The sequence below is a fragment of the Candidatus Symbiothrix dinenymphae genome (assembly GCF_001431085.1).
This window is the reverse complement of sequence record NZ_BBRU01000406.1, coordinates 1-449: the sequence shown is the minus strand read 5'-3', so window position 1 is coordinate 449 and position 449 is coordinate 1. Positions and strand designations below refer to the sequence as shown.

1 protein-coding gene is annotated in these 449 nt (G+C 43.0%); it reads left to right on the top strand.

The features are described 5' to 3' along the window. A partial coding sequence (locus tag ASC50_RS04605; RefSeq protein ID WP_193391208.1) for a metallophosphoesterase occupies positions 1-449 on the top strand: 449 nt, incomplete at both ends.

Sequence of the window (449 nt, the reverse complement as noted above, 5' to 3'; positions counted from 1 at the left end):
GAAAATCACCTCTTTTTCGTTCTCCGACAGCTTTTGACGGAAGCCGTGTTGTATCTTTGTAGCATGAATAATAAGATAAAAGACATGGAGAAACAAACAATCATTATTGGCGACGTGCATGGATTAACGTACTGGAAAGAGGTCGTGAAAGACAATCCCAATTGTCGGTATGTGTTTTTGGGCGATTACCTCGACCCTTACCAGCCGATTAGTTGCAAAGCACTTATCAGCAATCTGAAAAAGATTATCCAACTGAAAAAGAAGCATCCCGACGATGTGGTGTTGCTGCTTGGCAATCACGATTTGCATTATTTTACATCGGATATGGATCCGTCGGTGCGATTCGATTTTGAAATTGCGGAGGAGGCTTCAGAACTGTTTTTGGAAAACATCGACCTGTTTCAGTATGCCCATCAGGAAGCAAATACGGTGTTTACGCACGCGGGGAT